The following is a 15,169-nucleotide window of genomic DNA, read 5'->3' as shown; positions in this document are numbered from 1 at the left end:
TGTATACGACACAGCCGCTTCCACGGCCTCGCGGGTGTGGCCCGCGCCCCGACACTTCGACACGCGTGGGCGCCGACTCACCGTCCCCCGCCGCGTCGTGGAGGTGGTCGGGCCGGGCACCGACCGCTCCGCCCGGCGGGTTGTCGAGGCCGCGCTGCGGGCGGCCGGGGCGGACCGGATCGTCACCGTGCCGTCCGGCGAGCGCCTGCCCGACGCCGCTCTCACCGTCTACGTCGGCGGCCCCCGGGAGAACCCCGCGACCAAGGGCGCGCTGCGACGGCTGGGCGTCAAGTCCCCGGCCGGGCTTCCCCCGGAGGGATACGTCCTCGCCTCCGGACGGCGCTCCGGCCGCGCGCTGCTCGCCCTCTCCGGCACGGACACCAGCGGCACCTTCTACGCCGCCCAGACCCTGCGCCAGCTCCTGCGGGGCCCGCGGCTGCCCGAGGTCACGGTCCGCGACTGGCCCGCGGCACGGCTGCGCGGTGTCGTCGAGGGCTTCTACGGCACCCCGTGGACGCACGCCGAACGGCTGGACCACCTCGACTTCCAGGGCCGCACCAAGCAGAACGTGTACGTCTACTCCCCGAAGGACGACCCGTATCTGCGGGAGCGCTGGCGCGACGCCTACCCGGCGGCCGACCTGGGCCGACTGCGGGAGCTCGTCGAGCGGGCCGCCGCCGACCACGTCCGGTTCACCTACGCCCTCTCCCCCGGCCTGTCGGTCTGCTACTCCTCCGACGACGACATCGCGGCGCTGGTCCGCAAGTTCGCCTCGCTGTACGACATCGGTGTGCGCTCGTTCGCCGTCCCGCTCGACGACATCAGCTACACCCGATGGAACTGCCCCGCGGACGAGGAGAAGTTCGGCAGCGGGGGCGGAGCCGCCGGGGCCGCGCAGTCCCATCTGCTGAACGAGGTGTGGGCGAGGTTCTCCGCCGGCCGGACCGATCTGGAACCGCTCGAAATGGTGCCGACCGAGTATTCCGACCTCGCCGACACCCCGTACAAGAAGGCGCTCCGCGAGCGGCTGGACCGGGACGTCGTCGTCGAGTGGACCGGCGTCGGCGTGATCGCGCCGAAGATCACCACCGCGCAGCTGCGTCAGGCCCGCGAGGTGTACGGACACCCGATCCTGATCTGGGACAACTACCCCGTCAACGACTACGTCACCAGCCGTCTTCTGCTCGGCCCCGTCACGGGCCGGGAGGCCGGCGTGGCGCGGGAGGCCGTCGGCGTCACCGCGAACCCGATGGTGCAGGCGGAGGCCAGCAGGCTCGCCCTGTTCACCTCGGCGGCCTATCTGTGGAACCCGGACTCCTATGATCCGCACACCGCTTTCCTCGCGTCCGTACGGGATCTGGCGGGGCCGGGGACCGGGGCCGCGAAATGGCTGCGGATCTTCGCCGAGAACAACCGCTCCTCCGACCTGGACGCCACCGAGGCGCCGACGCTGACCGCGCTCGTCGCCGCCTTCCGCACGGCGTACGAGGAGGACAGTGGCCTCGACCGGGCCACGGCGGCGCTGCGGGCCTACTTCGCCGACATGGCGGCCATCCCGGCCCAGTTGCGTGCCCGCCTCCCGCGTCCGGGTTTCCTGAGGGAGACCTCGCCCTGGCTGGACAAGCTGGGCTCCTACGGCACCGCCGGGCTGACCGCGGTGGACCTGCTGCTGGCGGGCAAGCGGGGCGACGCCGAGGCCGTGGCGACGTCCTGGAAGAAGCTGCGCGGCGAGCGCAAGGCGCTGGACGCGGTGCCGCAACAGGTCTCGCCGGGCGTGATGGACCAGTTCCTGTACACGGCGATGCTGGAGCACGCCCCCGACCCCGGAGTGGACCCGTCCTTCGCACCCGGCTCGCTGTCCCTGCGGCCCGGCGCGAGCGCGGCGGTCACCCTCAGGTTCTCCGACGAGGCCGCCTCCGAGGCACGGTCCGTCGACTGGAGGCTCTCCGTGCCCACCGGGGTCACCGCGTCCCCCGACAGCGGCACGGTCGCCGTCCCGGCGGGCGGCAGCGCCTCGGTGACCGTCACCTTCACGAGCGCGGCGGACGCTACGGAAGGGGTTCGCTCGGTGGTGGTGTCGGGAGGTCCGGGTGTGCTGACCAGGGCGATACCCGTCCGGGTGAGCGACGGCAAGGGGGCACCTCGCGCGTTGACCGCCAACTTCAGCGGGGCGTCGGTCAGTTCGATCGACCTCTCGTCCGGCACGAGCACCGAGATCGGGGTCGGGACCAACCCGGGCGAGGTGGTGGTGAGCGCCGACGGCCGTACCGCGTACGCGGCCGCCCAGGGGTCGAACTCCGTCAGTGTGATCGACGTGGAACGCGGCGCGGTCACCGGCACGGTCGCCGTGGGGCGGGTTCCGGCGGGGCTCGCGCTCACACCGGACGGCGGCACGCTGTGGGTCGCCAACTACACGGACGGCACGGTCCAGCCGGTGGACACCGGCACGCTGCGCGCGGGCCCGGCCGTCACCGTGGGGTCCGGGCCCGAGAACATGGCGATCACTCCGGACGGCCGGACGCTGTACGTGGCGAACATCCGTGACAACACCGTCACACCGGTCGACCTCGGCACGAGGAAGGCGGGCGCGGGGATCCCCGTCGGGCCCCGCCCCTTCAACGTGGTGGCCGCATCGGACGGGAAGCGCGTGTACGTGTCCAACTCCGGTGGTTCGACGGTGACTCCGATCGACACGGCGACGAACGACACCGAGCCGACACTCCTGGTGTCCGGGCAGGCGTACGGACTCGGCCTGTCCCCGGACGGGCGGACCCTGTGGGTGAGCCCCAGCACCGGTGACCACGTCACACCCGTCGACACGGTGACCGGTGCCCCGGGCGCGAGGACCACCGTGGGCAGGTCCGCCTTCGACGTCGGCCTCGACTGGGACGGCGCGACGGCGTACGTCACGACCGCCGACGGCAACGCACTCGTGCCGGTCGACACGGTGTCGGGCACCGCCGGGGCGCCGCTGCGGACCGGCGCCTATCCGCTGGCGGTGGCGCTGACACCCGTGCCCGTGCCGTAGGCCCGCTCAGCTCGCGGTGCGCCGGATCCGTCCGGCGTACCGCTTCTCCAGCTCCAGGTTGCCCTCGAAGCCGCCGGGGACGTTGGCGGAGACATAGACCGGGGGGCGCTCGCCCGACGCGAGGATCAGGGATGTCGCCTCGGCCACCATCATCTGGACCAGCATCACCCCGGTCAGGGTCGACAGCGCGCACACGGCGCCGCCACCCGGCAGTTCGAGGAGCGCGTCACCGCGGGGGGCCGCGTTGTCGAGGACGACGTCGGCGAGGTCGGCGAGCTTCTTGCCGCTGGGGTGGACGGCCGGTACGGAACCGGTGTGGGCGAGGGAGGTGAGGGCGATGAGGCGGTGGCCGCGCTCCTTGGCGTGCAGGGCCATCTCCACGATCACGTTGTTGACGCCGGAGTTGGAGACGACGACGAAGAGGTCCTGGGGGCGGGGGTCGGCGAGTTCGTAGAGCCGGACGGCGATGCCGGGCTCCCGTTCCAGGAGGGGGTCGTCGAGGCCGCTCGGGTGGTCGCCGCCGTAGAGGACGAGGTCGGCCATCTGGAGGCGGTTGGTGGGGACGAACCCTCCGGCGCGGCCCGCCAGTTCGAGGACGAGGGCCTGGGAGTGGCCGGTGCCGAAGGCCTGGACGACACCGTCCTCGCGGACGCAGTCGGCCATCAGCGCGGCGGCCGCGCCGATCTCGGCGCGGGCGGACCCGGTGAGGTGGTGCAGGACGGCCAGGGCCTGCTGCGCGAAGCCGTCGGCGCTCACCGGCTCGGTCACGGACTCATGGGCGGACTCGACGGACACCTGACACTCCCCACTGGTGGATTGAACCACCCCATACTCTTGTCTCAGTGAATCACTGAATCACACGCCCGGCATCGCGGGCAATGGCGCAGCTGGGCCCCGGCCCTACGCGCCGGGGCCGGTCCTGGTATTCAGCCACTCGCGCATTGGGTGGCTGATACCTTCTGTGGCATGCCCTCGACCGATGTCACCACCCTGATCCGCACCGAGCTGCCCCGGCTGGCCGGCTCCCTGCGGAAGGTCGGCGAGCTGATCCTGGAGGATCCGGCCGCCGTCACCCACTGCTCGGCCGCGGAGCTGGGCCGCCGCACCGGCACCTCCCAGGCCACCGTCACCCGGTTCTGCCGGGCCATCGGCCTGGACTCCTACCAGCACCTGCTGATCGAGCTGGCCCATGAGCGCGGCCGCGGTGAGTCCTCCGAGTGGGGCAGCGCCGAGATCGGGCCGGACATCTCCCCCGACGACAGTCTGGAGCGGGTCGTCCAGGTCGTCGGCAGTGCCGATCTGCGCGCCATCCAGCAGACCATCGACCGTATCGACCTGGACGCCGTGGAGCGGGCCGCGCAGGCTGTCGCCCGGGCCCGGCGCGTCGACGTCTACGGGGTCGGCGGCAGCGGAGCGGTCGCCCAGGAGACGGAGACCCGGCTGTTCCGCATCGGCTGCGCGGTGCGCGGCTGGACCGAGGTGCACGCGGCCACCACGTCGGCCGCGCTCCTCACCCCCGCGGACGTGGCGATCGGCATCTCCCACTCCGGTGCCACCCGTGAGACGATCGAGCCGTTCGAGCTGGCGAAGGAGCGCGGCGCCACCACGGTCGCGCTGACCGCCGACCCACGCTCGCCGCTGGCCCGCGCGGCCGACGTACGGCTGATCTCGTCCTCCTCGGAGACCAGCTTCCGCACGGGCAGCATCGGCGCCCGCCACTCGGTGCTGATGCTCATCGACTGCCTCTACGTCCGGGTCGGCCAGCTCTCCTACCAGCGGGCGAGCGCCTCCCTCGCGCTGACGGACCACATCGCGGGGGCGCACGCCGTGAAGTCGCGGCGGGGCCGCTGATCACGAGCGGGCACACCGACGCACACCCGACCGGGAATGCATGGATGAATCAACCAACCTGCCGAGACATGGTTGATTGAACCACCCCACGCTGCCAGGATGGGGCTCCGTCGAGCACTCGTAGGAGCCCCATGCGCGTCATCTCTGTCGAGTCGACCGAGCTCTTCACCGGCACGAGGGACCAGCCGCACCAGGTGGTCGCCGTGGAACTCCGGCACGATCCGGGCCGGCCCGTCCGGCTGAGCGTGGAGGGGCCGGGGATCCGCAGCATCGGGGAGACGATCGTCGCCGTCGGCGAGGAGGGCACCGTACGCGCGGAGCTGTCCGTGGCCGCCGCCGGTGTCTCGCCCGGTGACCGCCGGCCGATCACCGTGGTCGCCGAGGACGCGGGCGCCGGCCGGCTGGTGCGACACGCGGCGGAGTTCACCGCCGCCGAGCCCGGCTGGACCATGTTCATGGTCAGCCACTTCCACTACGACCCCGTCTGGTGGAACACCCAGGCCGCCTACACCGAGACCTGGGACGTGGCCGACGACCCGGTGGTCACGGGCCTGCCCGCCCGCACCTTCGACTCGCGCGGCCAGAGCGGCATGAGCCTGGTGCGGGCCCACTGCGACCTGGCCCGGCGCGACCCGGCATACACGTTCGTGCTCGCCGAGGTCGACTACCTCAAGCCCTACTGGGACTCCTTCCCCGAGGAGCGGGCCTTCCTGCGGCAGCTGATCCGCACCGGCCGCGTCGAGATCATGGGCGGCACCTACAACGAGCCCAACACCAACCTCACGGGCGCCGAGGCGACCGTCCGCAACGCGCTGTACGGCGACGGCTTCCAGCGGGGCGTCATGGGGGCCTCCCCGGAGACCGCCTGGCAGCTGGACGCGTTCGGGCACGACCCGCAGTTCCCGGGACTGATGGCGGACGCGGGGGTCACGTCGAGTTCATGGGCGCGCGGCCCTTTCCACCAGTGGGGGCCGACCCTGTCGGTGTTCGGCGAGGAGCCCCGCGATCCCGGGCGGATGCAGTTCCCGGCGGAGTTCAGCTGGATCGCCCCCTCGGGGCGCGGGCTGCTGACCGCGTACATGGTGAACCATTACGGCGCCGGCTGGGCCATCGACAACGCGCCCACCCTGCCCGAGGCGGAGGCCGCCGCGCTGAAACTGTTCCGGGGGCTGAAGCGGGTCGCCCTCACCCGCAACGTCCTGCTGCCCGTCGGCGGCGACTACGCCCCGCCGTGCCGTTGGGTGATGGGCATCCACCGCGACTGGAACGCCCGTTACGTCTGGCCCCGCTTCGTCAGCGGCGTCCCCCGCGACTTCTTCGCCGCCGTACGGGCCGAACTGGAGCGGGAGGGGCGCACCGCGTCCCCGCAGACCCGCGACATGAACCCCGTCTACACCGGCAAGGACGTCTCCTACATCGACACCAAGCAGGCCCAGCGGCACGGGGAGACGCTGCTCGCCGACGCCGAGGCATGGGCGACCCTCGCCTCCCTCGTCACCGGCCGGCCCCACCCCGACGCGGCCCTCGACAAGGCGTGGCGGCAGCTGATCTACGGCGCCCACCACGACGCGATCACCGGCTCGGAGTCGGACCAGGTGTACATCGACCTGCTCACCGGCTGGCGGGAGTTGTACGACCTGGCGGAGACCGTGCACGCCGACGCGACGCAGGCACTCGCCGACCGGGTCGTCCCCCTGCCTGGGGGCGGCACCGATCTGGTCGTCCTCAACTCCGCGACCTGGGCGCGCCGGGACGTCCTGACCGTCGCGGATCCGGGCCTGGTACCGCTGGACGACACGGGCCTGCCGCTGCCGGCGGTCCGCGAGGACGGCGACCTGAAGGTCGTCGTACCGGATGTGCCCGGCGTGGGCCTCAAGGCGCTGTCCCTCGCCGAGGGTTCGGTCCCGGGCTGGACCGCCGGGGAGGGGACGACGATCCGCAACGAGTTCTACGAGGTGACGGTCGACCCCGCGCGCGGCGGCGGAGTGAGCGGCCTGCGGGCGCTCACCGAGGGCGGCCGGGAGCTGCTGCGGCCCGGCGACATCGGCAACGAGCTGGTGGTGCAGGAGGAGTACCCGAGGCATCCTCGCTTCGGCGAGGGACCCTGGCATCTCACCCCGACCGGCACGACCGTCGCCCGGAGCCGGGACGTGGTGGCTGACATCGATGTCGAGCACTCACCGGCGGGCTCCCGCATCACCGTCCGCACCGACCTGGGACTCTTCCGCTGCACGCAGCGGCTCACACTGTGGGCGGGCGTGGACCGGCTGGAGGTGACGACGACCGTCGACGGGTACGACGGCGCCGACCGGCTGATCCGGGTGCGCTGGCCCTCCGGCGTACGCGGCGGACTGCCGGTGCACGAGGTGGCGGACGCGGTGATCGGGCGCGGCTTCGGGTTCGTGGAGGTGGACAGCGAGGAGTTCCCGTGGACGCTCGACAACCCGGCCCACACCTGGTTCGGGCTCGGCTCCACGGCCCGGGTCGCCGTCCACGACGACACCGGGGCACTGCTCGGCCACCGGTCGATCGGCGTGGCCGAGCTGGTCTTCGCCGACTGGGACGCCGCCGGTGAGCTGGGTACCCCGCTCGCCGCCGCACTGGTCCGCACGGGCGTCACGGCCACGTCGACGATCGCGGGCGGTCCCCGCTACGGCGATCTGGAGGTCGACTCCAATCTGCCCGACATCCGGGTCGCCGTCGGCGGACCCGACCGCAACAGCCTGGTCGCCGAGGCTCTCGGCTGGGATCCCGCGGCGGCCCGTGAACTGCGCCGCCAGTTGGCGCGGGACGGCCTGGCGTCGGTGTGGGTGGCCCCGCGGGCCTCGCTGCGCGAGGAGTGGGTGCCCGGCGCGGATCTGCGGGACCTGGAGCGGCTGCCGCTGCTCGTGGTGGCGGGCGCCCGCCCCGAGGACGACGCGAAGGCGGTCGACGCGCTGATCGCCGATCTGGACGACGCGACCGTACGGGCCACCTCGGCCGGCGGCGGCGAGGCGCTGCCGCCCGGCGACGCCTGGGACGGCCGCGGCTTCGCGATCCTCAACCGGGGCACCCCCGGCTGCGTGGTCACCTCCTCCGGCGACCTCTACATGTCCCTCATGCGGTCCTGCACCGGCTGGCCCTCAGGCATCTGGGTCGACCCGCCCCGCCGCACCGCCCCCGACGGTTCCGGCTTCCAGTTGCAGCGCTGGTCCCACACCTTCGAGTACGCCGTCGTCGCGGGCGAGGGGGACTGGCGCGACCTGGGCTGGCCGCGGGCGGGGCACGCGTTCAACCACCCTCTCAGGGCACGGCTGCGCAAGCCGGCCGGGGGCCGGGCGGGGGGAGAGAGCGACCGGGCCGAGCGGCCGGGGCTGCCGAGGGTCTCGGCCCTGCTTGCGCTGGAACCCGAGGGCCGGGTGCTCCTCGACGCGCTGAAGCCGGCCGGGTCTCCGCTGGCCCGGGGTGGTACGGCGCCCGCCGACCCGGCTCGCGGTGTGGTCGTACGGGCGCACGAGGTGGACGGGCGGCCGGTGCGGGCGCGGCTGACCGGTCCCTCGGCGTGGGTGGAGGGCCGTCGGGCGGATGTGCTGGAGCGGCCGGGCGAGGAGGTGCCACCCGGCGCGGACGGTGCCCTGGAACTGGACCTGAACGGCTTCGAGGTGGCCACGGTACTGGCGGTGCCTGCCGCTGGAGGCCCGGCGAGAGGCACGGACACCGAATCCGCCGAGGGAGGGTCCGCGGAGGGGGCCGGTGTGGCCGCGTGCGAGCCCGCGCAGCCCGTGCACACGCGCTACTGGCTGCACAACTCGGGCCCCGCGCCCCGCGGGAACATGCCGGTGGCCGTGTTTCTGTCACCGGCCGCGCTGACCGCGGACGGGCCGGTCACCGCGACGGTCCGCGTCTCCTCCGAGCTGACCGACACGGCGGTGTCGGGGACGGTGGCCCTGGAGGTGCCGCCCGGCTGGACCGCCGAGCCCGCCGATCTGCCGTACACGCTGGGGCCGGGCGGCTTCACCCTCACCGAGGTCACCGTGACGCCGCCGCCGGACCCGGTGCCCGGCCGGTACGGGCTCGCGGCACGGCTGTCGTACGGCGGGCAGACGTTCGAGGACATGATCGCCCTGGACGTGCCCGGGGACGCGGCGCCGGGCGAGCCGGACGGGCGGACCGGGCCGAGCCTCGTAATGGAGCTGGGCACCGACCGTGTCGAGGTCCGCCGCGGCGAGCGGGTGCGGGTGCCGGTGACCGTGCACAACACCACACGGGCTCCGGTCGGCGGGGCACTGTGGGCGGTGTCGTCCTGGGGGACGTGGGCCGGTGTCGGGCCGGGCTGCCAGGGGTTCGCCCTGGAGGCCGGGGAGAGCGCCGAATGCGTCATCGAGGTGGACGGGTCGGCGGTGCCGCCGGGCTCGTACTGGTTGATGGCGAAGGCGGGCCGGCACGGCTGCGTGGCCTACACGGAGGCGGTCGTCCTGGAGGTGACGCCATGACCGGCCGACCGGCCCACCACGACCACGCGCCGTACGCCGTGCTCGTCGGCGGTGAGCCCGTGCCCCGGGAGCGGGTGGAGACCGTGCTGGCGGCCGTGCCCGCGCGGGACCGTGAGGTGCTGCCGGAGGGGAGGGCGCGGGCGGAGCGGCAGCGGAGACGGTGGGCGACGCAGGTCGTGGTCGCCGACGAACTGGCGCGGCGGGCCTGCGCCGCGCGCGGGCTCGCCCCACCGCCCGAGGTGTCCCCGGCGCGGGTGCTCGCGGTGTCCGGGACCGAGGTCGCCGATCTGGGCAGCATCATCGCCGTGGCCCTCGCCCACTCCCCCGCCGCGCGGGCCCTGCTGGCGGCGCTGGAGGCCGAGCGGACGGTACCCGAGGAGGCCGTGCGGGACTACTACGACCGCAACCCGGACCGTTTCCTCACCCGTGAGGCGCTGCGGCGCGGTGTCGACCCGTACGGCGGGGCGGGGCCCGGGGACTTCGTGCCGTACGAGGACGTCCGGGACGAGGTGGCAGGGGAGTTGCGGCGGGCCGGGGGCCGACAGGCCCTCTTCGACTGGCTGGACCGAGCCCGTGCCGACGTCGCGTACGCCCCCGGGCACGAGCATCCCGGCGACCCCTCGCACCCCGACCACGAGCACCGGCACTGACGGCCGCCCCCGGCCCACCCCCGGGCCCGCGTCCGGCGCGTCACGGACCCGGGGAAACGCCACGGAACCGAAAAGCAACACAGCAAGGCATTGACCTCCGATGAATTCTGGTCCACCTTTTCATCAATCGGAGTCCAAGTTGGTGATTTGAACCAGCCGCTGACGGATCGCAGGAGGCACCATGCGCGCGAGAAGACTGACCGGAGCCGTGGCGGGCGTCATCGCCCTCACCCTGACCGCGGCCGGCTGCGGCCTGTCGGGCGGCGGCTCCGACGGCGGGGACGCCACGGCCGGCGGCTGCACGGTCGACGAGGGCAACGTCGGCTCCGGGAAGCTCACCGGGGACGTCAAGGGCACGATCACCTTCCAGACGACGAACCTGAAGAAGGACTTCGGCGACTACTTCAACGGGGTGATCAAGGCGTTCGAGCAGGCCCACCCGGACACCACCGTGAAGTGGGTCGACGACCCCGGCGACGCCACGTTCACCCAGCGCCTGGTCGCGGACGCGCAGGGCTGCACGCTGCCGGACGTGGTGAACATCAACGTCAACACGGCGATCGCGCTCACCAAGAGCGGCTATCTGCTGAACCTGGACAAGAAGGCGCCCGACGCCGGCGAGCCCTTCACCCCCGCGATGTGGAAGTCCAGCGTCTACGCGGACGCCTCCGGCGCCGAGGTGCACAGCGTCCTGCCCTGGTACTCCGGCGGCATCGTGCAGACCTTCAACACGGATCTGATGAAGAAGGCGGGCCTGGACCCGGCCAAACCTCCGACGACCGTGCTGGGTCTGTTCGAGGACGCCGAGAAGATAGCCAAGGCGTCGGACGGCAAGTACTACGCCTTCCTAGCCAATCCGCAGTTGCGCATCCCGGCCGACTGGCAGCAGATGGACATCAAGATCCTCTCCTCCGACGGCAAGAAGTTCACCTTCGCCGACGACCCGAGGACCGCGCAGTGGGTCGAGGCCATGACGAAGCTCTACAAGAGCGGCGGGATGCCGAGGGACTCCCTCTCCTCCACCCAGGACCCGGCCAACGTCTACGGCCAGGGCAAGCTCGTCTACGGACCCACGAACCCCAACTTCCTGCGCTTCATCCAGCAGAACAACCCGAGCGTCTACGGGAAGACCGGGGTGGCCCGCTTCATGCTGGACGCCCTGGGACACACCGTCGGCGCGCCGCAGTACATCGGTACCGCCACCACCAGCAAGAACGCGGCGACCGCGCTGGCCTTCGCCCGATTCCTGACCAACGCGAAGAACCAGCTGGAGTGGGCGAAGGACCCCAACGTGGTGATCTTCCCGTCCACCACGGCGTCGTTGAACGACCCGTTCTTCCAGTCGGTCAAGGGCGACGACCCCTTCGCCCAGGCCCGCAAGATCGTGGCGAGCGACCGCAGGACCGCCACCGCCGACGAGATCGCCCTCACCCCCGGTGAGCTGAACGCCATCTCGGCCCAGATCCAGCTGGCCATGCAGGGCAAGAAGAGCGCCCAGGACGCGCTCGACGAGGCCCAGAAGAAGGCCAACGCGCTGGTCGAGCAGGGAAGTTGAGCATGACCACCCTCTCGCCCCCCACGAAGGATCCGGGTGCCGCGGTGTCCTCCCGCGGCACCCGGGCCGGGGAACCGGGCGGCAGGCGCCGCCTGGTGCGGGCCCTCAGGCCCGGCCCCACCGCCGACGCGGGCGGCGCCGCGCTGTACCGGCGCTGGTGGCTGCCGTGGCTGTGGATGTCCCCGGCGATCATCGGCGTCACCGTCTTCGGCGTGTATCCGTTCCTGAACACGCTCCTGCTGTCGTTCACCGACGCCAAACCGCTCGGCGGCGCCGCCTCGTTCGTGGGCCTGGACAACTACACGCGGATGCTCGGTGACGCCGACTTCTGGCTCGCCACCCGCAACAGCCTGCTGTACGCGGTGATCGTGGTCCCGTTGATGGTGCTGCTACCGCTGATGCTGGCGGTGCTGGTGGAGAAGAACCTGCCGGGCATCGGCTTCTTCCGCTCCGCCTTCTACACACCCGTCCTCGCCTCCAGCGTGGTCGTCGGGCTCAGCTGGCAGTGGCTGCTCAGCGATCAGGGCCTGGTCAACACCTGGCTCCAGAAGGCCCACATCGTCCGGTCGGCGATCCCGTTCCTGTCCGACTCGTGGCTGATCCTGCTGTGCGCGATGGGGCTCACCCTGTGGAAGGGCCTCGGCTGGTACATGATCTTCTACCTGGCCGCGCTGGGGAACGTGCCCAGGGAGCTGCACGAGGCAGCCGCCGTGGACGGCGCGGGCGCGATCCGCCGCTTCTGGCACGTCACCATGCCCGGTGTACGCACTTCGATGCTGCTGGTCGGCACCCTCACCGGGATCGGCTCACTGCGGGTCTTCACCGAGATCTACATGCTCGGCGGCTCCACCGGCGGCCCCGGCGGCGCCGACCGCACCCTCCCGTTCTACATCCGGGACGTCGCCCTCGACCCGCTCACCGGCAACGCCGGTTACGGCTCGGCGGTCAGCGTCGCCCTCTTCGTGCTCACCCTGGGGCTCACGCTGCTCGCGCAGCGCCTGACGAAGGAGGACACGGCATGACCACCGCCGTGAAGGAGCAGCGGACCGCGGCGGCCGCGGCCCCGGCCGGGAAGCGGCATCTGATGCCTCGCTGGCGGGACTACGGGCGGCCACGTGAACTCGTCGTCCGCTACCTGCTGTTGCTGTTCGTCCTCGGCATCACCGTCGGCCCGTTGCTGTGGCAGCTGCTGTCGTCGCTGAAGGGTGTCGGCGAGGACGTGTTCGGCTCGAACGCCTCGCTGTTCCCGCGCGATCCGACGCTGCGGGCCTATCGCGAGGTGTTCGACCAGGTCCCGGTGTGGACGTACATCCGCAACAGCGTGGCCGTGGCCCTGCTGTCGATCACCAGTCAGCTGGTGTTCTCCACGCTCGCCGGCTACATGCTCTCCAAGCCGAGCTGGAAGGGGCGGGGGCTGGTCTGGGTGCTGCTGATGGCGTCCATGATGTTCCCCTTCGAGTCGATCATGGTGTCGCTGTTCCTCGGCATCCGGGACCTGGGTCTGGTCGACAACGTGGTGGGCGTCTGGCTGCCCGGTTTCGTCGCCGCGATCAACGTCCTCATCATGCGGGCCGCGTTCCTCGCCGTGCCGCGCGAGATCGAGGACGCGGCGATGCTCGACGGGGCCGGCGAGTGGAAGCGGTTCCGGTATCTGTACCTGCCGTCGGCGTGGGGAGCGATCCTCGTCGTCACCATCAACACGTTCATCAGCGCCTGGGACGACTTCCTGTGGCCGCTGATCGTGCTGCGCTCCGAGGACCACTTCACGCTGACGCTGGGCCTCGCCCGGCTCCAGTCGTCGTCGTTCGGCTACGACCAGCGGCTGGTGATGGCGGGCTCGGTGATCTCCGTGATCCCGGTGCTGGTGCTGTTCGTCATCACCCAGCGGTGGTTCTACAAGGGCGTGTCGTCGGGGGCCGTCAAACTCTGACGTCCAGCACGGCGGGTACGGCGTCCAGTGCCTCCCGCGCCGAGCCCGCGACCCGGATCTCCACCGGGCCCGGCACCACCGTGGTCTCCAGATCGGCGTCGACCAGCGACAGTTGGTCGGCGCCGAGGCGCAGCGCGACCGTGCGGCACTCCCCCGGCGCGAGCTGCACGCCCTGGAACGCCCGCAGTTCGAGCGAGCGCGGCCAGACGGGGGTGCGCAGCCGCCGGAGGTAGACCTGGACGACGGTACGGCCGGGCCGGGTGCCGGTGTTGGTGACGTCGACCTCGACGGTGTGCCCGGTCAGCCGGGTCGGCCCGTAGGCGAAGGTCGTGTACGACAGTCCGTGCCCGAAGGAGAACAACGGCCCGGCGTCGCCGTCGGCGTAGGAGCCGTACTCGGTGTCCTTGTGGTTGTAGTACACCGGCAGGTGGGCCGCCGAGCGCGGGACCGACAGCGGGAGGCGCCCGGCGGGTTCGGTGAGCCCGAGGAGCACCTCGGCGACGGCCTCGCCGCCCCAGGGGCCCGGGTACCAGGCGGTGAGCAGCGCGTCCGCGCGGTCCACCGCCTCGGGGACGGCGTGCGGGCGCCCTTGGACCAGGACCACGACGGTGGGGGTTCCGGTGGCGGTGACCGCGTCGAGGAGCGCGTACTGGGCCTCCCCCAGCCGCAGTCCGGCGAGGTCGACGCCCTCGCCGCAGGTCATCTCGGGGGCGAGGGTGCGCGCGGCCCCGTTGGCGTCGAACTCCGTGTCGGGGGTGCGGGCGCTGCTGCCGCCCAGCACCAGCACGGCGAGGTCGCAGGCGGTGGCCGTCGCGACCGCCTCGGGCAGGCCGGTGCGGTCGTCGCCGGTGAGGGCGCAGCCGCGGGCGTGGCGGACGTCCGTGCCGGGCGGGGCGAGGCGGCGCAGCGCGTCGAGGACGGTCGTGCCGGGGCGCTGCGGGGCGGTGTAGTCGCCGAGGAGGTGGGCGGTGGTCGCGGCGTGCGGGCCGAGCACGGCGACACGGCGTACGGAGGGGCCGATCGGGAGGACGCCGGCCGGGTTGTGGAGGAGGGTGACGCAGGCGCGGGCCAGCGCGGTGCCGAGGGCGCGCCCGGTGTGCTCGGGGACCGGCACGGGCCGTGTGGACGGCTGGTCGAAGAGGCCGAGGCGGAACTTCAGGCGCAGTACGCGGGCCACAGCGGCGTCCAGGGCCGCCTCGCCGACCAGGCCGCGTTCGACGGCCTCGGCGAGATGGGTGAAGCCCTCGTCCCAGAGGCTGAGGTCGATCCCGGCGTGGAGCGCGAGGGCTCCGGCACAGACCTTGTCGCCGGTGATGCGGGCGAGCCGGTCGACGGCGAGCCCGTCGGCCATGACCAGCCCGTCGAAGCCCCAGCGGTCGCGGAGCAGCCCGGTGAGCAGGGCGCGGTTGCCGGAGCAGGGCAGCCCGTCGACCTCGTTGTACGCGGCCATGACGGCGGCGGCCCCGGCGCGGATCCCGGCGCGGGCGGCGGGGAGGTGGATCTCGTGGAGTTCGCGGGGGCCGAGTTCGGACTCGGCGGAGTTCCGGCCGCCGACGGTGGCGCCCTGGCCGGCGAAGTGCTTGAGGACGACGGGGGCCTTGTCGGCGGCGAAGCGTTCGCCCTCGCCCTGCATACCGCGGACGAGTGCCTCCGTCAGCCGGGCGGCGAGGTGGGGGTCCTCGC

9 protein-coding genes are annotated in these 15,169 nt (G+C 72.5%); 7 read left to right on the top strand and 2 right to left on the bottom strand.

Annotated elements, in window-relative coordinates; genetic code table 11:
- Positions 1-3,028 (top strand): beta-N-acetylglucosaminidase domain-containing protein (locus tag AOK15_RS24460; protein ID WP_055520397.1); only part of this gene is annotated, 3,028 nt, incomplete at its 5' end.
- Positions 3,029-3,034: 6 nt separating this feature from the next.
- Here AOK15_RS24460 and AOK15_RS24455 read toward each other — a convergent pair.
- Positions 3,035-3,823, bottom strand: a complete 789-nt coding sequence (locus tag AOK15_RS24455) for a sugar isomerase domain-containing protein (RefSeq protein WP_055520395.1) — start codon at positions 3,821-3,823, stop codon at positions 3,035-3,037.
- Between the two features lie 171 nt (positions 3,824-3,994).
- Between AOK15_RS24455 and AOK15_RS24450 the strand changes: the two genes are divergently transcribed.
- From AOK15_RS24450 to AOK15_RS24425, 6 genes are all read left to right on the top strand, one after another.
- Positions 3,995-4,879, top strand: a complete 885-nt coding sequence (locus AOK15_RS24450) for a MurR/RpiR family transcriptional regulator (protein WP_055520393.1) — start codon at positions 3,995-3,997, stop codon at positions 4,877-4,879.
- A 131-nt stretch (positions 4,880-5,010) separates the two neighbouring features.
- Positions 5,011-9,351, top strand: a complete 4,341-nt coding sequence (locus AOK15_RS24445; RefSeq protein WP_055520391.1) for a glycoside hydrolase family 38 N-terminal domain-containing protein — start codon at positions 5,011-5,013, stop codon at positions 9,349-9,351.
- A complete protein-coding gene (locus tag AOK15_RS24440; RefSeq protein ID WP_055520390.1) occupies positions 9,348-10,001 on the top strand; it encodes a hypothetical protein in 654 nt (217 codons plus the stop codon). The genes AOK15_RS24445 and AOK15_RS24440 overlap by 4 nt, the downstream gene beginning before the upstream one ends.
- A 181-nt stretch (positions 10,002-10,182) precedes the next feature.
- The gene (locus AOK15_RS24435; protein ID WP_055520389.1) at positions 10,183-11,556 is read left to right on the top strand and encodes an extracellular solute-binding protein; all 1,374 of its coding nucleotides are present in this window, start codon (positions 10,183-10,185) and stop codon (positions 11,554-11,556) included.
- Between the two features lie 2 nt (positions 11,557-11,558).
- Positions 11,559-12,578 (top strand): carbohydrate ABC transporter permease, encoded by a 1,020-nt coding sequence (locus tag AOK15_RS24430; RefSeq protein ID WP_055520388.1) that lies wholly within the window; start codon positions 11,559-11,561, stop codon positions 12,576-12,578.
- Positions 12,575-13,486: a carbohydrate ABC transporter permease gene (locus tag AOK15_RS24425; protein WP_055520386.1), complete on the top strand. Its 912-nt coding sequence runs from the start codon at positions 12,575-12,577 to the stop codon at positions 13,484-13,486. Before AOK15_RS24430 ends, AOK15_RS24425 begins: the two co-directional genes overlap by 4 nt.
- Here AOK15_RS24425 and AOK15_RS24420 read toward each other — a convergent pair.
- Positions 13,476-15,169: glycoside hydrolase family 3 C-terminal domain-containing protein (locus AOK15_RS24420; RefSeq protein WP_107099508.1), on the bottom strand; the 1,694-nt coding region annotated here is incomplete at its 5' end. The genes AOK15_RS24425 and AOK15_RS24420 overlap by 11 nt on opposite strands.

The sequence above is a fragment of the Streptomyces ossamyceticus genome, from assembly GCF_001418475.1.
GTDB lineage: Bacteria > Actinomycetota > Actinomycetes > Streptomycetales > Streptomycetaceae > Streptomyces > Streptomyces ossamyceticus.
This window is presented reverse-complemented; position numbering and strand designations above follow the sequence as displayed.